General features: G+C 73.1%; 17 protein-coding genes. 13 read left to right on the top strand and 4 right to left on the bottom strand.

From position 1 onward, the window contains the following. Positions 1-41 precede the first annotated feature (41 nt). Positions 42-2228 (top strand): ATP-binding protein, encoded by a 2187-nt coding sequence (locus WMF31_RS16425; protein WP_436602843.1) that lies wholly within the window; start codon positions 42-44, stop codon positions 2226-2228. A gap of 323 nt (positions 2229-2551) precedes the next feature. On the opposite strand, the gene WMF31_RS16430 is transcribed toward WMF31_RS16425, so the two are convergent. The 3 genes from WMF31_RS16430 to WMF31_RS16440 form a co-directional block, all read right to left on the bottom strand. After that, the gene (locus tag WMF31_RS16430) at positions 2552-3076 is read right to left on the bottom strand and encodes a hypothetical protein (RefSeq protein ID WP_436602844.1); all 525 of its coding nucleotides are present in this window, start codon (positions 3074-3076) and stop codon (positions 2552-2554) included. A gap of 4 nt (positions 3077-3080) precedes the next feature. Further along, positions 3081-6377: a PAAR-like domain-containing protein gene (locus WMF31_RS16435; protein WP_436602845.1), complete on the bottom strand. Its 3297-nt coding sequence runs from the start codon at positions 6375-6377 to the stop codon at positions 3081-3083. Positions 6378-6532: 155 nt separating this feature from the next. Then, entirely contained in the window at positions 6533-7552 is a 1020-nt protein-coding gene (locus WMF31_RS16440) for a hypothetical protein (RefSeq protein WP_436602846.1), read from the bottom strand. Positions 7553-7804: 252 nt separating this feature from the next. Here WMF31_RS16440 and WMF31_RS16445 point away from each other — a divergent pair, with 252 nt between their 5' ends. The 11 genes from WMF31_RS16445 (at position 7805) to WMF31_RS16495 (ending at position 21198) form a co-directional block, all read left to right on the top strand. Further along, on the top strand, positions 7805-9718 hold the full coding sequence (locus tag WMF31_RS16445) for a protein kinase domain-containing protein (RefSeq protein ID WP_436602847.1): 1914 nt from the start codon (positions 7805-7807) through the stop codon (positions 9716-9718). 208 nt (positions 9719-9926) lie between these two features. Continuing rightward, complete coding sequence (locus WMF31_RS16450; RefSeq protein WP_436602848.1) at positions 9927-10214, top strand: hypothetical protein; 288 nt, start codon at positions 9927-9929, stop codon at positions 10212-10214. Beyond that, positions 10211-10909, top strand: a complete 699-nt coding sequence (locus WMF31_RS16455) for a sigma-70 family RNA polymerase sigma factor (RefSeq protein ID WP_436602849.1) — start codon at positions 10211-10213, stop codon at positions 10907-10909. Before WMF31_RS16450 ends, WMF31_RS16455 begins: the two co-directional genes overlap by 4 nt. 20 nt (positions 10910-10929) lie before the next feature. Then, the gene (locus tag WMF31_RS16460) at positions 10930-11706 is read left to right on the top strand and encodes a hypothetical protein (RefSeq protein ID WP_436602850.1); all 777 of its coding nucleotides are present in this window, start codon (positions 10930-10932) and stop codon (positions 11704-11706) included. 1 nt (position 11707) lies between these two features. Continuing rightward, the gene (locus tag WMF31_RS16465; RefSeq protein WP_436602851.1) at positions 11708-12865 is read left to right on the top strand and encodes a PEGA domain-containing protein; all 1158 of its coding nucleotides are present in this window, start codon (positions 11708-11710) and stop codon (positions 12863-12865) included. Between the two features lie 32 nt (positions 12866-12897). Next, positions 12898-14523, top strand: coding sequence for a hypothetical protein (locus WMF31_RS16470; protein WP_436602852.1), 1626 nt, complete (start codon positions 12898-12900; stop codon positions 14521-14523). Continuing rightward, positions 14523-14912: a hypothetical protein gene (locus WMF31_RS16475; RefSeq protein WP_436602853.1), complete on the top strand. Its 390-nt coding sequence runs from the start codon at positions 14523-14525 to the stop codon at positions 14910-14912. Before WMF31_RS16470 ends, WMF31_RS16475 begins: the two co-directional genes overlap by 1 nt. A gap of 154 nt (positions 14913-15066) precedes the next feature. Continuing rightward, positions 15067-15843 carry a PP2C family protein-serine/threonine phosphatase gene (locus WMF31_RS16480; protein WP_436602854.1) on the top strand — a complete coding sequence of 259 codons (777 nt, stop codon included), beginning with the start codon at positions 15067-15069 and terminating at the stop codon, positions 15841-15843. Between the two features lies 1 nt (position 15844). Then, positions 15845-18514 (top strand): type VI secretion system tip protein TssI/VgrG, encoded by a 2670-nt coding sequence (gene tssI, locus WMF31_RS16485; RefSeq protein ID WP_436602855.1) that lies wholly within the window; start codon positions 15845-15847, stop codon positions 18512-18514. After that, positions 18511-19506, top strand: a complete 996-nt coding sequence (locus WMF31_RS16490; RefSeq protein WP_129348852.1) for a type VI immunity family protein — start codon at positions 18511-18513, stop codon at positions 19504-19506. The genes tssI and WMF31_RS16490 overlap by 4 nt, the downstream gene beginning before the upstream one ends. Before the next feature lie 231 nt (positions 19507-19737). Next, complete coding sequence (locus WMF31_RS16495) at positions 19738-21198, top strand: MATE family efflux transporter (RefSeq protein ID WP_436602856.1); 1461 nt, start codon at positions 19738-19740, stop codon at positions 21196-21198. 14 nt (positions 21199-21212) lie between these two features. On the opposite strand, the gene nudC is transcribed toward WMF31_RS16495, so the two are convergent. After that, on the bottom strand, positions 21213-22046 hold the full coding sequence (gene nudC / locus WMF31_RS16500) for an NAD(+) diphosphatase (RefSeq protein ID WP_436602857.1): 834 nt from the start codon (positions 22044-22046) through the stop codon (positions 21213-21215). A 617-nt stretch (positions 22047-22663) separates the two neighbouring features. On the opposite strand from nudC, the gene WMF31_RS16505 reads away from it, so the two are divergent. Then, complete coding sequence (locus WMF31_RS16505; protein WP_436602858.1) at positions 22664-23758, top strand: PAS domain-containing protein; 1095 nt, start codon at positions 22664-22666, stop codon at positions 23756-23758. Positions 23759-23947: the final 189 nt, after the last annotated feature.

Here is a 23947-nt window from a genome sequence, read left to right on the forward strand (position 1 = left end):
GTCACGCGAGCTGAGGCTCGACGGAACGACGAGGCCACACCGTGTACTCCGCTCCCGCGACCCCCAGCATTCTCCTCGTCGACGATCGGCCAGAGAACCTGGCTGCGCTCCGGGTAATCCTGGCGGACGAGAGATATCACCTCGTGACCGCCGCGAGCGGGAGGGAGGCGCTCGTCAAGGTCCTGTCCGGGGACTTCGCCGTCATCCTGCTCGACGTGCGATTGCCCGACATCCATGGATTCGAGGTCGCCTCGCTGGTCAAGCGGCGCGAGCGGTCGCGCCACACGCCGATCCTCTTCCTGACCGCGGCGACCGACGATGTCTCGGCCATCCACGCGGCGTACGCTGCCGGCGGGGTCGACTACCTGCCGAAGCCCCTCGATCCGGACGTCGTCCGGGCGAAGGTGGCCGTCTTCGTCGAGCTCTACCGGCGCGGCGAGCAGCTCAAGGAGCAGGCGGAGCTCCTGCGCCAGGCCGAGCAGCGCCGGCGCGACGTCGAGGTCGAGGAGCTCCGGCGCGCCGCGCAGGCGAGGTATCAGAGCCTGGCCGACTCCATCCCGCAATGCGTGTTCACGGCGACGCTCGACGGCAGCGTCACGTACGTCAGCGCGCGCTGGCTCGACTACACGGGCCTCGCCCCCGAGGTGCTCCTCGGCTGGGGCTGGCAGGCCGCGGTGCACCCGAACGATCTGAGCCCGTTCGTCGACCAGGTGCGGGGAGCCGTGGCGTCAGGCGAGCCGTTCCAGGGCGAGTGCCGCCTCAGGTCCGCTCAGGGGGTCTATCGATGGCACCTCTGCCAGGCGCTCCCGGAGCGGGACGCGGAGGGGCGGGTGGTCGGCTGGCTCGGCAGCTTCACGGACATCGACGACGGCAAGCGCCACGAGGAGGAGCGCATCCACCTCCTGAGCCGCGAGCGGGCCGCCCGCGTCGAGGCCGAGGCCGCGGTGCGCCGGTCGGAGCTGCTGGCGGAGGCGTCGAGCTCGTTCTCCGTGTCGCTCGACGAGGGCAGCGTCGCGGCGGCGCTGGCGCGCCTCGCCGCGGACCGCATCTGCACCTGGTGCGTGCTCGACCTCCGGAACGACGGCGCGGCGCGGCGCGTGGCCGCCGCGCACCGGCGGCGCGAGGCCGCGCCGCTCGTGGAGCGCCTCGCCCCGCAGGATCTCCTCGGCGGCGAGGGCGGGCGCGGGGCCGTGCTCCGGCGCGGGAGGCCCGACATGCGCGTCGAGTGCTCCCCGCGCGACGTCGCGGAGGCGCTCGGGCTCGGCGATCCCGGCGTCATCGAGGAGCTCGGGGCCAGCAGCTACCTGTGCGTGCCGCTCGCCGCGCGCGGTCATGTGCTCGGCACCCTCAGCCTGGTCTGGGTGGAGCCGGAGGAGCGCTTCGAGCCCCCGGACGTCGCGGTCACCCTCGACATCGCGCAGCGCGCGGCGCTCTGCCTCGAGAACGCGCGCCTCCTGCGGCTGACGCGCGAGGCCGTCCAGGTGCGCGAGGAGTTCGTCTCGGTCGCCTCGCACGAGCTCCGCACGCCGCTCAGCGCGCTGACGCTCCAGATCCAGGGCCTGATCCGCGCGATCCGCCGGGCGGGCGGCGCGCTGCCGGCGGAGCAGACGCTCGCGCGGCTGTCCCAGGCCGATCGGCAGATCGATCGGCTCTCGCAGCTCATCGACACCTTGCTCGACGTGACCCGCATCGACAGCGGGGAGATCGAGCTCCGCCTGGAAGAGGTGAACCTGTGCGACGTGGTGCGTGAGGTCGCGGCCCGCCTCGGGCCGGAGATGCAGAGGTCCGGCTGCTCGCTCGAGCTCGACCTGCCCGAGCGGGTGCTCGGCCTCTGGGATCGGCTGCGCATCGAGCAGGTGGTCACGAACCTGTTCACGAACGCCATCAAGTACGGCTGCAACAAGCCGATCCGGATCCGGATCGCGGTCGACGGCCACGCCGCGGTGCTGGAGGTCGTGGATCAGGGCATCGGGATCGCGGAGGAGCACCTCGGCCGGATCTTCGAGCGCTTCGAGCGGGCGGTCCCGACGAGCTCCTATGGCGGGCTGGGCGTCGGCCTGTACGTGGTGGACCAGATCCTGCGGGCCCACGGCGGGACGATCCGGGTCGAGAGCGCGCCGGGCCAGGGGGCGAGCTTCCACGTGGCGCTGCCCCTGCCGCGGGGCGCCGGCTCCCCGGAGCCCGCGGGCGACCGCCGGGACGCCTCGCCGACCGGCCCTGCGGGCTGAGCGCCGATCGCCGGCGGGTCAGCGCCGCGCTCGGCGCGGCGGCGATGGGGTTCGAGGCGGCGCGGCGGCGGAGGCTCAGCCGGCGGCTGGCGCGCCGTTTGGCGCAGCGCCGGGCGGCGCAGGCGGCGCCGTGCCGGGGGTGCGCTGGCGCCGGCGCACCGGCCTGCCGTCGCGGGGTCCGGTTGAAGCCGATGCGCACGAGCGCGGCACGCTCTGCATCTCCTCTGAGGGCATGCCGTTCCTCCGCCGGCCGTTCGATTGCCCCGATGTCGGCGCGAGCGCGGTCTGCAGGCGCTCTCGCGGTCACCCTGTCTTCCGTGACCTCAGATGAAGGGCGAGGGATCCTTGCCTTCGGCCACGTGCTGCACGAAGTGCGTTTTCCGAAAGGAAGCCTCGAGCAACCGCGCATGCACGAAGAAGTCGACCGGGGGGGCGCGTGATCCTCGCGCCGCGATGATTTGCGACGATATTACGAGCCCGAAGCGCTCGAGCTCTCGTACTGGTCCGTCCGGCAGCGCCTCGCAGTGAGCGAGCGCCTCGCTTGCGCGCTTGATCGCGCCCGTCGCTGCTGCTGCCGTGGCGTGCGCGCGGAGTTCGTCAGGGCCGATTGATTTCGCTCTGCCTGACGCGATGGCTGCGATGCGCGCCCGGTCGGCATAGATCGCCTCAAGGCAGTGCGTGTATGTGAGCATATCAAGGTGCAGCGGCGAATCGCCGGGCAGCAGGCGGTACGAGGATAGCAGGTCAATGAGGCCTTCATGTGTGAGCATTCGTGTGAACCGGTCGGGGATCGAGTCGAGGTGCTGAAACGCCTCTTGGCCGTGCACGATGACGTCGGACTCGCTCATGGGATCAGACCGTCCTTGTCCCCGGCGGGCCAGGAAAGTTGGGCGGTCCCATGAGGAGCCGCGGCGGTGATGCGCTCCGGTCAAAGGTGATTTGCCTGGGATCCGTGTTGATGAGCCCGGGCGGGCCGACATGGATCTTCGTGTCCGGCGCGATCACCAGCTCGCGTCCACCGCCCTCGCCTTTGAAAGCGAATGAGCCATCGACGCAATCCATTCGTGCTGCGCCCCAGGACTGGCCGTGTTGGGTCGCAGCAACGTGGATCTGCTTCACCATGCCCTGGTACATATCCGCCATCTCCCGCGCGGTCGCCCCGTTGTTCCGCGCCGTGACGAGGTGCCCGACCGCCTCTCGGTTCATGTCGCGACCGATATTGTCCGAGCCGACGGGGACGTTCAGTTTCAGGCAGGATGATAGACCGAACGGATCGACATCGATGCTCGGAGCGCCGTCGAACGCGAACAAGTTGCGCCCGCCGGCGAGCCCCAGCGGATCCGGGGTGCACCATCCTCCCGTCTCCGGATCGAAGAACCGGAAGCGCGTGTAGCAGAGTCCCGTCTCGTCGTCGGCGTACTGCCCCAGCAGCCTGAACGGCGACTCCACGGGGGTCCTGTGGTTGAGCACGCTGATCGGATCGCGCCACACCTCGGTGATCTTGCCCCACGCGGAGTGCGCTGCTGCCCAGGCGACGAGCCCCCGTGGATCGAGCAGCTCTTTGGGCGTGCCGAGGTGGTCGTTGACGTAGGTGAGCACGCGTCCGTCTTGCTGCTGGAGCAGCGGCACGAGCGTCCCCGGCGCGTGCACGAACGTCCGCGCCCCCCGCTCGCTGTCGACGTCGGCCGCGAGCACGTCCCCGTCCCACACGAAATCCACCCTGCGCGGCCGGCCCACCCTGGCCGTGCCGATCACCTCCTTGCGCACGCGCCGCCCGAAGGCGTCATAGGTCATCGCGACCCGGGTGCCATCGGGCAGGCGCACCTCGCGCAGCCGGTCGCGGCAGTCCCACGCATACCGGGTCAGGTCTTGCTCCGTCACGGCCCCGCCGTCCGGGTGGTTCGCGCGGTAGTGCGCGAGCTCGACCTTGGCGGTCCGCCGCCCGCGCGCATCGACCTCGTAGGCCGCCGTTTCGGTCTTGCGCAGCACGCCGCCGCGCTCGATCTGCCACGACGGCTGCATCCAGTCCTGCGACGATTGCGACGAGGCCTCCGCGAGCAGCCCAACACCACCGCGCTCGGCGATCTCCTCAAGCATGCGCGTGATCGACCTAGCCGGATCGTAGCTGAACACCTCGCGCACGCTCCCGCGCTGCGCCGACAGCAATCGGTCGGCGCGATCGTAGCGATACTGCGTCGCCCCCCAGCGCGCGTCGTCGATGCGCTCGACGCGCCCTCGCGCGTCGTAGAGCCACTGCCGCGCGATCAGCACCTGGGGCACCCCCGGCGCCGGCGCCGTCGCGCGCTGCTCGATGAGCCGGTCCATCGCATCATAGGCGCTGCGCACCGCGATCGCGGCCTCGCCCGTCTCGCCGACCGCGCCGCTCGTCCTCTGGATCTCCCGCCCGAGCACGTCGCGCTCGACCCCCAAGCGGTGCCCATCGTGCTCGATCGCGATCAGCGCATCGAGCGCGTCGTACGCATACCGCGTCGTCGCGCCGTTCGGCATCACCCGCTCCACGCGTCGTCCGCGCGCGTCGTGGGCGTACCGCACCGTCCTGTCGCCCTGCCGCTCGCAGACGACGCGCCCGAACGCGTCGCGCTCGAACCACGTCTCGACGCGCTGCCCGTTCGCCTCCTCGAGCACGGCGCCGACCAGCCGCCCCATCCGGTCGCGCGCGTAGCCGATCACCCCGTCCGGCGTCTCGTCGCCGATCAGGTTCCCCGCGCGGTCATAGAACAGGTTGCGCCACGTCTTGTCCGCCGCGAGCTCGATGCGCCCGAGCCGCCCCGAGCTGCGGTATCCATACCGCAGCCTGCGGCCATCGAACGTGTCCTCCTGGCCGACCCGGCCCGCACTGTCATAACGAAAGACGTATTTCTCGCCCTTGGGGTTGATGATGACGTGCAGTCGCTCCTTCTTGGTATATTCGAAGCGCCACACGCCGCCGCCCGGCTCGGCGATCTGAGCCAGCACGCCCGTGCCCTGATAAGCGAGCTGCGTCGTCTGTCCCAGCGCGTCGACCAGGCGCACCGGGTTGCCCATCCGATCGTAAGTCGTGGACGTCCTCGTCCCGTCGGGCCGCTCCACGCGGATCGGCCGTCCCATCGGGTCGTACGTCACGCGCGTGGTCCGCCCGAGCGCGTCGGTCGTCGTCACCGGCCGGCCCAGCGCATCGTGCGTGTACACCGTCCGCGCGCCCCGCGCGTCCGTCTCGGCGATCACGTTGTGCTGCGGGTCGTGCTCGTAGCCGAAGAGCTGGCCGTCATGCCCGTAAATACCCGTGACGCGCCCGTGCCCGTCGCGCGCGATCGAGTATGCCTCGCCGGTCGGCAGCAGCACCGCGCTCACCTCGCCGCGCGCGTCGCGCATCACCTGCGTCACCCGCCCTTCGGGGCCGATCTGCCGCACGACGAGGTCGCCTTCGACCTCCCACCGCGTCTCGTTGCCGAGCGCGTCGATCTCGCGGATCTTGTTGAGCTCTCGCCCCGCCGTGTCGACGATCCGGACGAGCTGCTCCCCCTCGTAGTCCAGGCGGATCTCGTTTCCGTGCACATCGCGGATCGCGCGCAGAAGCGCCCTCCTCGCCCCGCCTTCCGCCGCGAACACCCGCTCTTGCCGCGACTCGAGCTCCACCACCCGGTACTCCCGCGCGCTATCGCGATGGAGCTCCAGCCGCTCGCGCCGGTGGAACGTCGTCTCGCCGGGCTCCACCTTCTCGAACCAGATCCATCGCCCCTCGCCGTCGCGCAGCGCGAGGACCTGCTCGCCCTCTTCGATCCATTGATCGTAAGTAAAGGCCCACCCCGGCCCGAGCGCCGCGGCGCGCTCCTTGAACACGTTCGGCGCGCCGAGCCACGGGAAGCACGGATCGCCCGTGTTGAGGCTCAATGTCTCCTTCAGCGTGCCCGGCTCGTTGCCGTGACACGCCTTCATGCACCCGCCGACCGTCAGGATCTTCTTTCCTTCGATCTTCGTGCGCATCGGGGGATCGACGACCCCTTCGGCCACCGTGCCCATCGTGGGGTAGGGGATCGGGACGGGGCTCGGCGCCGCGGGCGTGGTGCACACGCTCACGGCCATCCCGGTCATCTGATGGCCGGAGCCCTCGTGGACCGTATCCATCCCCAGCGCGGTGACCTTCCCCACGGTGTGTGAAGGTCGCGTGAGGTCGCGTGTGCTGTCAAGCTGCGGTGCCCCACCGTTCAGGGCTGGCGCGGCCGGCGCCGAGGTCGACCGCGCCGGCGCAGGTGCCCCCATTCACCGCCGTTCCAGGGAGCGGGGGAGCCCCATGAGCGTGCGTTTCACCTCGCCGGTGGCGCGCCGTTCGGTGGCGCGCCGTTCGGTGGCGCGCCGTTCGGCGCAGGGGCCGCCGTGCTGGCCGGCGCAGGCACCGCTGTGCCAGCCGGCGCAGGCACCGCTGTGCCAGCCGGCGCAGGCACCGCTGTGCCAGCCGGCGCAGGCACCGCTGTGCCAGCCGGCGCCGACCCGGCCGCGCCGCCAGGCTGCGCTGGCGGCGCGGCCTCCTGCTCGTCCGTGTCGCTCGACGAGGCCCCGCGGCCTCGACGGCCCTTGTAGAGGGACGGCGCGATCTCGTCGGCGTCCCCCTCATCCCAGCGAAGGTAGGCGACGGCGCGGCGGGTCTGATCGTAAGCGCGCACGAACAGGCTGAACGCGCGCGCTCTCTTGTCCGTGGCGTCGGTTGGAAGGGGGGCAGCGCCGTGCTCCCGCACGCCGAGGGCGGCGAGGAGCAGCGGCCCCAGCTCGCCCGCGCGCTTCACCTCGTCCTCGGTCGCCGCGGTCTTGCTGGCGATCTCGGGCCAGCTCGCGCTGAACAGCGCGGAGAGCGCGACGAGGTCGTTGGCCGTGTCCATGTGACCGTGTCCCGCGCGGACCTCCGCGACAGCGTCTGCGTCGAGGAGGCCGCGGCGGGCCAGGGCCCCGGCGTCGCTCAGGAGGTTCTCGCGGAGCGGGACCGCCTCGCCGAGGAGCGGCTTCAGCGCGTTCTCCGCGCCTCCGCTGGACAGCCACAGCAGATGCGCATACCAGGCAGCGAGCGCATAGGTCTCCAGCCGGTCGAGCACCCCGACATCATGCGTCGGCAGGCGTTCGGCGATGGTGGGGCGCAACGCGAGCAGGCCGGGCAGCACCCCGAGCACCTGGGAGACCGCACGGGGGATATCGAGGTTGATGGGAATGAGCGCGTCCGTGCTCATCGCGTCGATCTCGGGAAGGACCCTGTCGAATGCCGCTGCCGCCTGAGGCGGCGCCGCGGGCTTCTTGGGAGCTGGATTTTTCTTGAGCGGAGCAGAACGTTTGGCCATGAGGGGAACACCTCTCGTTGATTCCGTCGCGGGGCGGCGGAAGACCATGAGCCTCATGCTCCCTACCCCCCCCGCGATCGAAGCAATGAAGCGCGCGGCGTGCGCCGGGCGTTCCAGCCAGCGCTGTGAACACATTGGAAGTCACCCGCGGATAACCAGCACGAAAGCGACGCGGGGCGGCGTGAGGCGTGTGTGGAGCGCTGCGCCCGGGCGAGGTCCCGGGCGTCGGGGGCGCGGTGCGGAGGTGGACGGGTGAAGCGGAGGCCAGAGGACGAGAACGACGAGGCCGCCGGCAGGCGCGGCCGCGAGGCGCCTCCGCCGACGGCCCACCGGACCGGTCTCCCGCTCCTCAAGCCAGGCACCTGGTTCCTGCGGCGATTCCGTGTCGATCGGCTCCTCGGCCAGGGCGGCATGGGGGCGGTGTACGCCGTCACGGAGAAAGGCCGGACCTGGGCGCTCAAGGTCGTGCGATCCGAGTTCCTCGACGACCCGGGCCAGCGCCGCCGGCTGCTGCGGGAGGGAGACGTGCTCGCGCGGATGCGGCACCCGAACGTGGTCCAGGTCCAGGAGGTCGGCCTCGCCGGCGGGAACATCGCCTGGTACCGGATGGAGCTGCTCGAGGGCATGACGCTCCGCCAGGAGCTCGAGCGCCGCGGGGCGCTCTCCCTCGCGCTCGCGTGCGCCACGCTGCGCGCCGCCGCGCTCGGCGCCGGCCACCTGCACGCGTTCGGCGGCGTCCACCGCGACATCAAGCCGGAGAACCTGTTCGTCCTGCGGGAGCCGCGCGACGTGAAGCTGCTCGACTTCGGGCTCGCGCGGCTCGCCGGCACCCCGGACACGCTGGACGCGCAGACCCACGGGTCGCCGCTCTACATGGCGCCGGAGCAGATCCGGGACGAGGTGCCGACGTCGGCGACCGACGTGTACGCGCTCGGGCTGGTGGCCTACGAGGCCATCGCCGGGTTCCACCCGTTCGGCGACGCCCGTGCCACGGGTCGGATCGACGCCCTGTTCGCCAGGCACCTGAACGACGTGCCGCCGCCGCTCTTGCGGATCGGCGTGCCTGAGCCGATCTCGGACGTGATCGCGCGGGCCATCGCCAAGGTCCCGCGCGAGCGGCACCGGGACGGGCGGGCGTTCGCCGAGGCGCTGTGGGACGCGTTCCTCGCCACCCGCGACGCGCCGGGGGCGCGCGACACGAACCCGGGCGAGCCGGGGATCTCGGAGGTGCTGCGGTGGGGCAACGAGGCGATCGTCGTGGCCACAGGGCCGGCGGCGCCGGAGCGCGCTGCGGCCACGGGGCCGGCGGCGCCGGAGCGCGCTGAGGCGGCCGTGCGCGCCGACGACCCGGCCGCGGCGGCGGCCGGGCCGGGGGGAGGAGCGGGGACACGGGCGGCGCCGTCCGGTCAGCAGGCCGGCGGTGAGACCGCGCCGCGGGAGACCGGCGTCGGCTGGGCCATGACCGAGCGCCTGCCGGAGCGCCAGCGGGATCCGAGCTGCGTCGCGGCGCTCGCGCAGCGCGCGCTGGACCCGCCGCCGGAGCAGGCCGGGCCGGTGTGGGTCCCGGTGGAGCACACGGTGCCGCTGCCCCGGGCGGCGACAGCCGCCGGGGGCGTTCGCGCGGGCACGCCGCCGGCCGCAGTGCCCGCGGCGGCGGCGCGCCCGCTCGGCGCGGTCGATGCGTGGCTGCGGGCGCACGTCACGCCGCCCGCGCTGGTGCTCGGGTTCGCGCTGGGGGCGGTGCTGAGCTTGCTGGCCATCGACGTGATCCTCCGGCTCCAGGGCGTCCCGCCGGCGAGCGGGGCGAGGGGGGCCGGCGCGCCGACCTCGACGTCGGCGCAAGGACCGCTGCCCGTCAGCGCCGCGGAGGCCGCGACGCTCGAGCCGCTCGTGGCGACGGGGACGGCGGAGAGCCCGAGCACAGCCCGTCCCGCGCCGGTGCCCTCCGTGAGCGCGAGCGCGGGCGCCGAGGGGCCACCGGGGGCAGTCCCCGCGGAGAGCGACGGCGGAGCTCGGCGGAGCGAGGGCGGGCTGGCCGCGGCGCCCGCGCGAGATCCCGCGCCGGCGGCGTCGAGCGCCGCGCCGCCGGCCCTCAGGCCGAGGCCGAAGCCGAAGCGCAAGCCGGCCTATCAGCACCCCAATTTCTATGACGAATTCCTGGAGTAGCGACCTGGCCGGGAGGGTGCTCGACCGGAAACGCCGCGAAGGCGGCGCCCTCGCCCGGCGCTCCCCGGCGCTCGTGAGCCGCCCCGTGGGGATCCCTGGATAACTGGACGAGAGGGCGAACTGGAGATGCGAGGACCTGGGACCGGGCGTCCCGGCGGAGAGGCGAGCCCCACCCTGGAGGGTTCCAAGCGAGGCGGAGATGACCACGATGTTGCGCGAATTCGATCCCGTGCTGGTGGAGGCGGTGGAGCGCGCGCTCGCGCCGTACCGCGGCAAGCTGTCGCCGGAGCTCATCGAGCACATGCGCGAGGAGGCGCTGGTGCTCATGTCGGCGCACCCCTACCCGGTCGCGCTGCTCCAGGCGATGCAGCGGCGACCGCCGCCCGACGAGAGCCACGAGCTCGCGCGGGGCGGCGCGCCCGGCGCCGAGGAGGAGGCGGTGGAGCGCCGCGGCCGACCGGGCAAGGGGCGGCGTCGCGGCGGGAGCGCGGGATGAGCCGGCTCCGCGTGGTGCCTCCGGATCCGCTCAACCCCGAGCAGCAGGCCCTGGTCAAGGACGTCATCGGCCTCGTCCGGGCCAGGGTGGAGCAGCGCGCGCCGTATGCGCGGCCCGAGCAAAAGGAGGAGCTCCTCGCGTGGGGGCACTACGGGGCGGTGGTGGCGGCCTCGCGGTTCGACCCCGCGCTCGGGGTCCGGTTCACGACCTACGCGTACGGGTTCATCGACGGCGAGATCCTCGATTGCCTGCGGCGGGAGCGGCAACAGCGCCGGCTGCAGCGCGCGGCGAGCTGGGCAGCGCGCTCGTTCGTCGCGGAGACGTCCGACCGGTTCGACGTGATCTGGGACGACGAGGCGACGAACGGCGCCCGGCTCGCGGACTACGCGAGGCGCCTCGTGGGGGCGATGGCGCTCGGGGTGGTCGAGGCCGGCGACACCCTCGACGACGCGGCGGCCGACGTGGAGGACCGGCGCCGCGCGATCGAGCTCGTCCGCGGGGCGTACGCCGCGCTGGGCGAGGCGGATCGCCGGCTGTATGCGCTGCGGTACGTGGAGGGGCTGCCGATGCACGCGGTGGCGGCGGGGCTCGGCGTCTCGCTGTCCACGGCGCGGCGCCGCCACGACGCGCTGCTCGACCGCCTGGCGGCGGCGCTCCTCGAGGGCGGGGTGACGGAGATGCCTCCGCGCGAATGAGCGTGGAACAAGGACGAGCGATGCGTAGGGACGACCCGAAGCGACCGGTGGTGAAGCCCGGCGACGATCCAAGGCTCGACAAGCTGATCGAGGACCTCCGGCACGACGGGCAGGGCGGCGATCCATTCTATCCGGTCGCGCGGCGCTGGTTTCGCGGGGCCGGGCGCAAGGCGCCCCGGCGCGTGGCCGCCCCGGCGAGCGGCGCGGCGGCGCCGGGCGGCGCGGCGGCGCCGGGCGGCGCGGCAGAGGCGCCGCCGCGCGCGCTGCGGCGGCGCGTGATCGTCCTGCTCGCGGCCGCCCTGCTGGGGATCGGCGGCGCGGTCGCGCTGTGGCCCGCGGGGCGCGGCGGCGCGGCGGCGCCCGCGCCGACGCCGTCGCGCGCGGCGCCGGCGGGCAAGGGTACGACGGCCGGCGCGGAGCCCGCCCCGGCGCCAAGGGCGAGCGGCGTGTTGACGGCGGCGGGCGCGGAGCCCGCGCCGGCGGCGGCGGGGAGCGGGAGCCGGGGCGCGGAGCCCGCGCCGGCAGCGGCGGGGAGCGGGAGCCGGGGCGGGCCTTCGCGGGCGGCGGCGTCGGCGAGCGTGGCGGCGCCGGCGAGCGCGGCGGCGTCGGCGAGCGCGGCGCCGCCAGCGGCGTCGGCGGTCCCGAAGGGAACGGCGGACGCCTCCGCGCCTCGCCGGCCGGGCCGCGTCGCGGCGCCCCATCCCACGGCGAGCGGAGTAAGCTCCGCGCCCGCAGGGGCGCCGCCGCCGCCGGAGAGCAGCGCGAGTCCGGGTTCCCTGCCACCGGAGGTGTTCTGACATGAAGGCGAGAGCGAGGAGGGCCCGCGCGGCGGGCTGGCTGGTGCTGGTCGCGGGGGCCGTGGTCGCGGCGCCCCGCGCGGCGAGCGCGCAGGGAGCGCCGGCGGGAGCGCCGGGAGCGCCGGTGAGCGCCCCGGGAGCGCCGGCGGGCGCGGAAGCGGGCGCGCAGGGGGCGCCGGCGGGCGCGCAAGGGGCGCCGGCGGGGGCGCCGGCGTCGCAAGCGTCCCGCGACGCGGACGCGGCGTTCCTGCGCGGCAAGGAGCTGTACCGGCTCGGGAAGCTCGACGCCGCGTACGAGGCGTACCGGACCGCGTGGTCGCTGAAGCAGAGCTACGACATCGCGGCGAACCTCGCCAACACCGAGCTCCAGCGCGGGATGAAGATCGAGGCGGCGGAGCACCTCGCGTTCTGCCTGCGTAGCTATCCGGCGACGGGCAGCTCGGCGCAGCACGAGCAGATCCGGGCGCAGTTCCGCGCCGTGCGCAAGGAGGTGGGATCGATCGTCGTCCGGGCGAACGTGGACGGGGCCGAGGTCTTCTTCGACGGGAAGTCGATCGGGCGCACGCCGTTCCGGCACGAGGTGTTCGTCCAGCCCGGGACGATCGTGGTGGAGGCGCGGCTCGCGGGGCACGAGCCGGCGCGGGTGACGCTGGACGTGCCCGCCGGCGCGACGAACACCGCGAGCCTCGCCCTGCTGCCGCCGCTGGATCCACCGGCGCCGCCGGCGCCGCCGCCGCGCGTCGAGGCGCCGGCGCTGGTGCCGGTGCGTGCCGAGGCGGACACGGGCGGGCCGCGCTCGGAGGTGCTCGTCGCGGGCGGCGTGGCCGCCGGCGCGGGCGTGGTCGCGGGGGTCGTGCTGGCGGTGCTCGCGGGCGGCCGGGACCGGGACGCGGACGTGCAGCGGCAGGTGCTCGTGGAGGCCGGCGGCCCGGCGGCGTGCGCGGGGGAGGCGCCGGGGTGCGGGGCGCTGCGCGACACGCTGGAGGACGCGGCGGACCTGAAGAACGCCGCGCTGTGGACCTTCGTGGGCGCCGGGGCCGTGGGGCTCGCGACCGGGGCCTATGCGATCTGGGGCGGCAGCGCGTCGCGACCGGGCGTTGCAGCGGCGCCCGTCGTGACCGCCCGCGGCGGCGCGCTCGTGATCCGGGGGACGTGGTGAGGAACGAAGGAAGGCGCGAGGAGGATCGACGCATGCGGCACTGGCGCGGGCTGATGGGCATCACGGCGATCGCCGCCGGGGCGGCGATGGTGCCCGGCACAGGGTGCGTGTTCGGCGTGGACTTCAACGACTGCGCGGTGTTCCCGGGCGCGGCGTGCGACGGCAGCGGCGGCGTCGGAAGCGGCGGGGGCGGGGAGCCGCCGGGGCCGTGCGAGGGGGATCCGCGCGAGGACGCGAGCGCGGTGAGCGAGACGTGCGGGGTGTTCGCGAGGGCAGGCGCGAAAGGGACGGGAGAGGGCGAGGGGACGAGGGAGAGGCCGTACGGGTCGCTGCAGGAGGCGATCGAGAAGGCGGGCGCGGAAGGGAAGCGGGTGTACGCGTGCGCGGAGGCGGGGGAGGCGTTCGAGGAGAGCGTGAGGATCGAGGCCGGGATCGAGGTGATCGGGGGGTTCGCGTGCGCGGGGTGGACGCTGGAGGAGGGGAGCAAGAGCGGGATCGAGGGGCCTGCGGACACGGTGGCGCTGACGATCGGGGAAGGCGCGGACGGGGCGCGGGTGGAGGGGTTCGCGATCCGGGCGGCGGACGCGACGCAGCCAGGCGGGTCGTCGATCGGGGTGGCGGTGGCGGACGTGGAGGCGGAGCTCGTGGCGGTGGAGGTGACCGCGGGCACCGGGATGGAGGGGGCGAGAGGAACGACGCCGAGCGAGGCGCCGATGGCAGGAGCGGCAGCGCCGGCAGAGGTGTCGGCGGCGTGCGCGGCGGAGGAGACGGTGCTGGGCGGGGCCGGGGCCGTGACGAGCTGCGAGGACGGCGAGACGGCCGGCGGGCTCGGCGGGACGGGCGGGCTCGTCGGGATGAACGAGGGCAACGGACAGGCGGGGGCGGATGGCGAGCCGGTGCCGGAGGAGAATCCGACGGGGCGAGGACTTGGAGGGATTGGTGAAACGGCCGACCTGGAGTGTGAGCAAGGCGCGAACGGAAAGAGCGGGGCCGCCGGCGTTCCCGGCACCGGCGGGACCGGAGCGACGCTGGAGCTCGGCGGGATCGCCGGCGGCGATGGCGGCCGAGGCACAACCGGCACGCGCGGTCAAGGCGGTGGCGGAGGCGGCGGTGCGAAGGCGGGGCTGTTCTGCTTGGACGCGGCCATGGTGCCGATCGAGGGCGCCGGGGCGAGCGGCGGAGGCGGCGGCGCGGGCGGCTGCGGCGGCAAGGGAGGCGGAGGAGGCCAGGCAGGTGGATCGAGCATCGGGATCGTGAGCCTGGGCAACCGGCTGACGCTGACCGGGGTGACGATCGCGGTGGGCCAGGGCGGGAAGGGAGGCGATGGGGCTGCGGGGCAAAGCGGCGCTGCCGGCGGCAATGGCGCCGCGGGTGGACTGGCTTCGGGAACGGCGCCTTCCAAATCGGGTTGCGACGGCGGAAAGGGTGGTGCTGGAGGCCCCGGGGGGGCCGGAGGTGGCGGGCGAGGCGGCTACGCCGTAGGCATTGCGTATGCGGTGGCGCCGAGCGAAGCGCCGGTCGTGCAGTACACGGCCGGCACCGCGGGGCTCGGCGGCGCCGCCGGGCCCGGAGGAGCGCCGGAGAGCGCGGGCGCGTCGGGAAACGAGGGGAGTTGCTGGGATTTTGCGGCGCAAGCGCCGTGTGGAGGGATGAAGTGATGAGCTCACCGAGGAAACCGCCGGGGCCGCTGCCGCCGTGGGTCGATCCGATCTGGGGCATGACGACGCCGGAAGCGCGCAACGAGCAGCTCCGGAGGCTCGGGCACGCGCAGGCACGCGGGTCGGTGCTGTTCCGTGAGGTGCAGGGGATGAGGGCGCCGTGGGCGGACGACCCGAGGTTGCAGCATGTGCGTGTGGCGATGGCCGGCTGGGCGGCGAAGCTGGCCGCCGCCGAGCAAGAGCAGGAGCAGAGCGAGGCATGGGTGAGCGCGGTGCCGGTGAAGCGTGAGGGCGACCAGCGCACGTCACGCCTCGCGCTGCTCGGCACGGTGATCTTCGTGCTGGGAATCCTGTGCGGCGTGGTGCTCGCGATCCTGCGCCTGCGCTGACGTGACGACGTAGCGAAGGCCGCGCGGGCGTGGCGCGATAGCGGAGATCGCGCCCCGCGCGGCCTGACCAAGAGAAACCGGAGAGACGCGCGCCGCGCAGCGCGGCGCGCCTTGGCTCGGCTCGTCGTGTGGACGAGCAGCGAGGAGGACGATCGTGTATCCACAGCTCGCCATCGAGGCGGCAGCGCAGTCGGACGTGGGCCGCCGCCGGAGTCGGAACGAGGACAGCTTCGCGGCGCTGCCCTACCTCGGGCTGTTCATGGTGGCCGATGGGCTCGGGGGCCACGCGGCCGGCGAGGTGGCGTCGCGGATGGCGATCGAGGTGGTCAAGAGCTGCTTCGAGGAGGACGACGAGCTGGAGGAGACGTGGCCGCGCGGCGAGGCAAGCCTGCGCGAGCGGGACGAGGTGCGGCTCGTGCTGAGCGTGCGGCGCGCGAACCGCGCGATCTACGAGGCGAGCCAGCGGCAGGAAGCGATGCGCGGGATGGCGACGACCTTCGCGGGGGTGCTGCTCGCGCCGGGCATGGCGTACATCGCGCACGTGGGCGACACGCGCGTCTACCGGATGCGCGGGGGAAAGCTGGAGCGGCTGACGCAGGATCACACGCTGCTGGAGGAGCTCTTGCAGGACGGCGACGGCGTGCTGGAGGCCGCGGTGGCACTGAGCGAGCGGGCGGACGCAGTGACGCGGGCGCTGGGGTGCGATGAGACGGTGGAGATCGCGTCGCGGGTGGAGGCGACGGCGCCGGGGGATGTGTTCCTCGTATGCTCGGACGGGCTGTGGGGCCCGGTGCCCGAGGAACGCATCGCGGGCGTGCTGCGGGGGCACGGGGAGCTGAGCCTGGCGGCGGGCCTGCTGGTCGACCTCGCGAACGAGCATGGCGGGCCGGACAACGTGACGTGCGTCTTGGCGCGCCTTGGGGGTGGGTGACATGCGCGGCGACGCGGTGCTGCGGATCGAGCTGTCGCTCGCGTGCGGCGAGCGTCTGCGCGTCGAGCGGGTGGCGATCCGCGAGGCGGTGTCGTCGCCCTTCACGGTGGAGGTGGAGGCGGTGTCGCCAGAGCCGTGCGTCGACTTCGACGCGATCGCCGGCCAGCCGGCGGCGCTGCGGATCGAGGCCGGCGAGGGCAGCGGGCTGCACGGCGAGCGGGTGTGGTCCGGCGTGTGCAGCCATGTCCGGCAGGTGCGCGCGCTGGAGCTGCGCGGCGGCGAGCTCGGCGTCTCGACGTACGCGCTGACGATCGTGCCGGCGCTCTGGCAGCTCTCGCTGCGCACGGACCACCGGATCTACCAGCATCTCTCAGCGCCCGAGATCGCGAGCGCGCTGCTGGATGCGTGGGGACTGGAGGCGACGTGGAAGATCGACAAGGACGAGCACCCGCAGCTTGCGTACAAGGTGCAGTACGGGGAGACGGACCTCGACTTCTTCCATCGGCTGCTGGAGGAAGCGGGGATCGCGTACGCGCTGCTGGACGACGGGGAGCGTTCGCGGCTGGTGCTCGCGGATGCCTTGCACCGGAGCGCGCCGCGGCGGGAGGCGCCGCTCGCGTACGTCGATCAGCCGCTGGACGTGCGCGCGCACGCCTGGGTGACGCGCGTTGCGATCGAGCAGCACGCGCGCGCCGGCGCGATCGCCCTGCGCGATCACGACTTTGTGCGCCCGTCGTGGGCGCTGGTCGGGCAGGCGCGGAGCGCCGGCTGCACCGACGCGCGCACCGAGCGCTACCGGTATCAACCAGGCGCGTGCCTCGTCGAACGCGACGGGGGCGCCTTGCACGAGGACCGGCGCGCGACGAGGCTCGCGGCGCAGGCGCTGGAGGCGGAGCTTGCGGGCGCGTGCGCGATCTCGTTTCACACGAGCGCGCTCGACCTGCTTCCCGGCACGGTTTTTGCGGTCGATGGCCACCCGCGGCCAGAACTCGACCCGGGCGTGGGGCTGCTGGTGACGTCGCTTTCGATCGAGGGTCGCGCACGCGGCGGCTGGTCGGTGAGCGGCACGGCGGTACGCGCGTCGGCGCCGTACCGGCCGGCGCGGCGCACACCGAAGCCGCGCGTGCACGGGATGCAGAGCGGCGTGGTGGTCGGCCCGCCCGGCGAGGAGATCCATACCGATGCCCACGGGCGGGTGCGGGTGCAGTTTCCGTGGGATCGGCTCGGCGGGCACGACGAGCACAGCTCGTGCTGGCTGCGCGTGGGCCAGGGCTGGGCGGGTGCGGGGTACGGGCTCTTCGCACTGCCGCGCGTGGGGCAGGAAGTGCTGGTCGCTTTTCTCGAAGGTGATCCCGACCAGCCTGTGGTCGTCGGACGCGTGTCCAACGCCCTCAACCCGGTGCCGCTGAAGCTGCCCGAGGAGCGGACGCAAAGCCTGTGGCGCAGCGCGTCGTCGCCGGGCGGCGGCGGTTTCAACGAGCTGCGCTTCGAGGATCGGAAGGGCGCGGAGCTGGTGGCGCTGCGCGCCGAGCGGGAGCTGCGCACCGAGGTGGGGCGCGACGAGGCGCTCGTGGTCCGCGGAAGCCGCGCGAAGAGCGTCGGCGGCGACGAGTGCGCGCGGACCGAAGGGCGGGCGGTGGGGTATGTGGGTAAGGACGCCCACGTCACCGTGGAGGGGGAGCTGCGCGAACGGGTCGGCGGCGTGAGGTCGCTCACGGTCGACGGCGATCGGCACGAGCGGGTCGGCGGGGTGGCGGCGCTGGAGGCGGGCGGCGCGATCCATCTGAAGGCTGGTGGCGCGATCGTGATCGAGGCGGGCGACGTGACGCTGCGCGGGCCGGGGGGCTTTGTGCGGATCGACGCGAGTGGCGTGTCGATCGACGGGGGAGCGGTCAGGATCAAACAAGGGGGCGCGCCTGGCGGGGCGCCCGCGGCGCGGCCGGCGCTGCCCGTGCTGCCGCCGGGCGCGCCGGTACGGGCGGATCCTGTACGGTTGCCGCTGCTCGGCTTCGCGGGGGGGCTGCCGCCGATGCAGGCGGGGGGCGTCGGCGGAGGTGGGCCGCTCACACCGGAGGAGGGCGCGGTGTGCGGCTTCATCTGCCGGTGTAAGGAGGAGCGACTCCGGCAGCGATGTGTGACTAGGCACATCCGGGCGCTCGAGGATGCCTCGGCGCACACGAGCCCGCTCAAGGCTGAGGTGCCCTACGATATGAGCAAGCGGCCGCCAGAGCCCATCATGAGCAAGAACGACCCGCGACGAGCCACGCGGGGCAGCCCGAAGGGGAGCAGGATCCCCGACGTCGTGGTGGTCAAGGATGGTACGAGGCCGCCCATGCGCGACAACATCAAGGAGGTGATCGAGATCAAGTTCCCTCCAGACAAGCTCGGGTATGAGCAGCGAACAGAGTACGAAACAATTGCCGGAGAAGCCCCGTTTAGAGAGCTTGGACCTGATCGGTGCGGCTGCCCGAGCCAGACGAAGTCGCAGGCGCAGGAGATCACGGCCGGTGACGTAGCAGAAGTGGCAGCGCTGACGCTGCTCGTGATGGCGCTGGTGCTGAATGACGCCGTACCCGGGGGGCAGGCCGACGATGTGGCCATCCCGCCCGCGATTGCGCGGATCCTCGGCAAGCTCGCGCCTCTGCTCCGGGGCCCAGTGGTTGTTCCATGATGGAGGAGATGATGTCAGAGGAAACGAACGAGATGATGCAGATGCTCGACGAGCACCTGACGGTAAAAGATGACGAGGGGCGCCCGGTCCTGCAAGTGGCGCTCCTGGCGACCCTGTACTTCGAGGACGCGTACAAGCGGGAGGTGCGCGAGGCGGTGGTCTCATGTTGTGAGGACTACTTTCGTCGCTGCGGCCATCGCCTGCGCTGGGCGCTGCACCCAGAAAGGCGGTTGATGGAGCCGTATGGCAAGGGGAAAGGCTCGTTCCCTCGCGCGTGGCTCTTGGGGTTTGATGAAGATGAGAGCTTCTCGCTCATCTATCACGGCGCCGAGTACGACCGCGGTGCAAATGCCTTCTTCGCGAGCGCGCTGGGGCTGCCTCGTAGACCCTTCGTGCAGCTTGGATTCTTCCGGATGGCGTTCCCGCTTCTCTGGTTTGCGGATTCGTCGGAGTCTTTCCCGGAGGTGATGCTTGAGGTGTGCCGCAAGCTGAAGCCGGTGAGCGGCTATGGCGGCATTGGCGCGGTCGAATCTGCTGATAGTTCGGTTAGTAACCTATATGAGCCTGTTGTCTATCAATGGGCTCAGCGTTTTCCTGGGTTGGAGGCCGACTATCCTACCAGCCACTCGACTTGGCTCCAAGAAGGCAGGTGTGGTGGGGAGGGTATCAAGGGAGTCAACTGGCTCACGGTGTTGGCGGACCGATGGGTCCAGGAGATGGGGGGTCTGGACAAGATCGAGGCTGATCTAGACGCGCTGGATCCCAGGTTCGTCGTCCATCGGTTCGATGGGGGCATCATGATCCAGGCCGGCCCGCGTCCGCAGCTCGGCGATGCGGAACGCAATATCTGGCCGGAGCTGTATGTGAAGCTGTCGAAGTATCTCAAGCCGATCCGCATCACGAAGCACCGGCCCTTCCAGTACGCCGGCCCGGGGCTCCGCTTCGATCTGGAGCGCAGCCAGGCGTGGCTTCGCCGGTTCGACGACCGCTGAACACGGGTGAACGGAAACGCGACCGACACGGACGCAAGCTCCAGAGATCGACCGCGGCCAGGCGGCCTCCGATCCGCAGGGGCACGACCCGAGGCGCCCGCGACGGGCGAGCCCCTCCCGTCCGGCGCGAAGCGCCGCGCGCCGCCGGGGAGCGGCACCCCACGCCGCCGGGGTTCCGCGCTCGACAAGGCGCTGGACGCGTCGCGCCGCCGCGATCAGCTTGCTCGCCCCATGCCCCGCGAAGCCTCCCCGTCCGTCCCCACCCCGCGCCTCCGCGCCGACGCGCCCTCGCCCGGCGCGCCCCGCGGCGCCGGCCTCTGGTCGACGCTGCGCGACGCGGTCCGCGGCGGGGAGCACGACTTCACGAGCGGATCCATCGACCGGGCCATCGTCCTGCTCGCGATCCCGATGGTCATGGAGATGCTCATGGAGTCGCTCTTCGCCGTGGTCGACGTCTTCTGGGTCTCGCGCCTCGGCGCCGACGCGGTCGCGGCCGTCGGGCTCACGGAGTCGCTCCTCGCGGTGGTGTACGCCGTGGGCATGGGCCTCTCGGTCGCCGCGTCCGCCACCGTCGCGCGCAGGATCGGGGAGGGGCGCCCCGAGGAGGCGGCCGCCATGGCGGGGCAGGTCATCGCCCTCGGCGCGCTCGTGTCGCTCCCCATCTCGGCCGCCGGCGCGCTCCTCGCGCCGCGCCTGCTCGCGGCGATGGGCGCGACCGAGCGCGTCATCGCGACCGGCGCGCCCTTCGCCGCGATCATGCTGCTCGGCAACGCGACGATCCTCCTGCTGTTCGTCATCAACGCCGTCTTCCGCGGGGCCGGCAACGCGGCGCTGTCGATGCGGGTGCTCTGGCTCTCGAACGCGCTGAACATGGCGCTCGGCCCGTGCTTCATCTTCGGCCTCGGCCCGTTCCCGGAGCTCGGCGTGGCCGGCGCGGCCGTGGCGACGACGCTCGGCCGCGGGACCGGGGCCGCGCTGGGGCTCGCGCTGCTCGTGCGCGGCGGCGGTCGGGTGAAGCTCCGGGCGCGGCACCTCGTCCCCGACCCGCGGGCGCTCGCGACGCTGCTCCGCCTCTGGGCGAGCGGCGCCTTGCAGGCGATCATCGGCACCGCGAGCTGGATCGGCATGGTGCGCATCATCGCCCCCTTCGGGAGCGCGGCGCTCGCCGGCTACACCATCGGGATGCGGATCATCGCCTTCGCGATCCTGCCGGCGTGGGGGCTCGGGAACGCCGCCGCGACCATGGTGGGGCAGAACCTCGGGGCGGGGCGCCCCGAGCGGGCGGAGGCCGCCGTCTACCGCGCGGGCCTCTGGAACACGGTCGTGCTCGGCGTCGTCGGCGCGGTGTTCCTGGTCGCGGCCGGCCCGATCGTCGGCGCGTTCACGGGCGACGCGGAGGTGCTCGGGTTCGGGACGCAGACGCTCCGGGTCGTCGCGTGCGGGTTCCTGTTCTACGGCTTCGGCATCGTGTTCACGCAGGCGTTCAACGGCGCGGGCGACACGTGGACGCCCACGATGCTGAACTTCGCCTGCTTCTGGCTCTGGGAGATCCCGCTCGGGTGGGCGCTCGCGCGCGCCCTCGGGCTCGGCCCGCTCGGGGTGTTCATCGCCATCGCCGTGGCGTTCTCGACGTGCGCGCTCGCGGGCGGGCTCCTGTTCCGCCGCGGCGCCTGGAAGCGGCGCCTGGTCTGAGGCGCGGAGGGGCGCTACCGCGGGGGGCGCGCGCGCCACGCGTCGATGAGCTGGCGGGCGATGCTGAGCGGCGGCGGCAGCAGCGGCAGCGCGTCCCGGTGGAACCAGCGCGCGTCCTCGAGCTCGCGCGTGTCGACCCGGAGCTCGCCGCCGGCGTGGCGCGCGGTGAACCCGACCATGATCTGGTGGGGGAACGGCCACGGCTGGCTGCCGAAGTAGGCGACGTCGGCGACGTCGATGCCGGTCTCCTCGCGGACCTCGCGCGCGACGCACGCCTCGAGCGTCTCGCCCGGCTCGACGAAGCCGGCGACGAGCCCGTACATGCCCGCGGGGAACCGCGCCTGACGCGTCATCAGGACGCGGGGGCCGTCCTCGACGAGCACGATCGTCGCGGGCGTGACCCGGGGGAAGTAGCTGCTCGCGCAGCGGGCGCAGCGCTTGACGCGCTCGTCCTGCCCGGCGTCGAGCGCGGCGCCGCAGGCCGCGCAGTACTGGTGGGTCCTGTCCCAGTACTGCACCTGGTAGGCCGTGCCCGAGACGTCGAACAGCTCCGGGTCGATGCGCCCGTGGAGGCGCCGGAGCGAGACGTACGCGTACCCCTCGGGCGCCGGGGAGCCCGGCGCGAGCTCGGCGGAGCGGCACGGGCGGCCGTCGAGCTCGCCGAGCGGCTGGTCCCGCGCGACGCGGACGCCGAGGGCGGCGAGATCGGCCGCGACGGGGATGTCGAAGCGGTCGCCGGGCGCGGCGACGCGCACGAGGAGCTCGTCGCCGTGGAACGCGAACCAGGCGGTCTCGACGAGCGCGCCGCGCGGCGGGCCGAGCCCCGGACGAAAGCGGGAGGAGCGCATGGGCGTCACCGGCGGCCGGGCCGCGCGGGCGCGGGGGCGAGGGCGAGGGCGGGCTCCGGGGAGCGGGGCGGGGGCATGCGCGGGAGCTTAGCGCCTCGGCGGGGCGCGCGGGACGTCCAGGCGCCTGGCCGCGCGGCGGCGCCGGGCGGTGGCCCCGACCGAGGTCGACCGGGAGGAGCGCTTTCGAGCACGAGCCGTCGCGTGGCTGAGCCAGCGAGACGCGCATCGTGCGTCTCGCACAGACGAAGCGACAGACTCGCAACACGCGCCTCGCGCGAAGGAAGCGATGGACACGCATCGTGCGCCTCTCCCGGACGAGGCGATAGACGCGCATCGTGCGTCTCGCACAGACGAAGCGATCTGTGCGAGGCATACGTGCTCTGGCGGTCGCGTGATCACGGTGCTCCGGGCGCCGATTCCGCTCTGTGCGTTCGAGAGATCGATTAAGGCGGAGCCCTGATACGCGTTCCGGATTGCGCCCTACTATACACGTGCGGACACCAACGTAGCCTGCGTGAGTCCGTATCTGTCCGCTTGCGGGAGGGAGGCGCGGTGCCATGGCCAACGCAAATGGGACGCTGGTTTCGCTGGATGACCTGGTCGCACACTCGACAGAGATGCTGTTTGTCGCGGGCGTCGATGGCGCGCTCCTGCGATGGAGCGATCTCCTGGGCCGGACCGTCGGGCCTCTACTGGCGCGGGGGACCCCGCTCTCCGAGCTGTTCCACCCGGAGGATCGCGGCGCGCTCACGACGAGGTGGGCAGAGGTCCGCGCGAGCGCGACGCCGATCCAGATCCGCGGCCGGATCCTGAGCGTGGGGCGCGGCTACAGGCCCGTCGCGTGCGTGGTGCGCGGCGCGTCCGCGGACGGGTTGGTCCACGGGTCGTTCCGCGATCTGCCCCCCGACGACGGCGCCCTCGACGAGGTCCTCCGGCTGAGGGAGCGGGAGCGGATCCTCGGCGCCCTGGTCGAGACCCTCCCGGTGGTGGTGTGGGTGGTCGATCCCAGGGGCGTGTTCACCTACCACGAGGGCAACGGGATGAAGGTCTCCGGCCAGACCCCTGGCCAGCTCATCGGACAGAACGTCTTCGACCTTTACGGCGACGAGTCGGGCGCGCTCCGGAGAGCGATGATGGGGCACCCCGGGCGCGCGCTGTCCGAGGCGCACGGTCACGCCTGGGAGACGTGGGTGGTCCCCGTCCACGACACCACGGGGCAGGTCCAGTCCGTCATCGGGTTCTCGCTCGACGTCACGCAGGAGAGGCAGGCGCAGCAGGTGCTCCAGATGAAGCTCGACGTCATCGAGGCGCAGCAGCGGGTCATCCGAGAGCTCACGGCCCCGATCATCGAGGTGTGGGACGGCGTGCTGGCGCTGCCCATGATCGGCGTCGTCGACAGCGCGAGGACCGCCGAGGCGATGGAGAGCTTGCTCGACGCGATCAGCAGCCGCAGCGCGCGCTTCGCGGTCCTGGATCTCACCGGGGTGCAGATGGTGGACACGAAGGTCGCGGATCACCTGATCCGCCTCGTGAGGGCCATCCAGCTGCTCGGCGCCGAGGGGATCATCTGCGGCATCCGCCCGACCGTCGCGCAGACCGTGGTCGAGCTGGGGCTCGACCTGAGCGCCATCGTGACCAAGGCCAACCTGCGGGCCGGCCTCATGTATTGCATGCAGCGGCTGCGCGCGCCGGCGCCGCGAGCGACGCACTGATCGCCCGCCGCCGGGCGCCCGTCCCCGCGCTCGCCCGTCCGGCATTCCGCGTGTCCTGTTGACGGGCACGGTCGGCACAGCCAGGCGCCTGCTCCGGTGCGTCAACGGGCTCACGGGTCTCGTGGAAACGACACGACCTGCCGGCCGAGGCGGTCGGCCTCCGGGCCTCGGTGTCCAGCGCGCCGCCGC

The organism is Sorangium sp. So ce1036 (genome assembly GCF_051369805.1).
Taxonomy (GTDB): domain Bacteria; phylum Myxococcota_A; class Polyangia; order Polyangiales; family Polyangiaceae; genus Sorangium; species Sorangium cellulosum_F.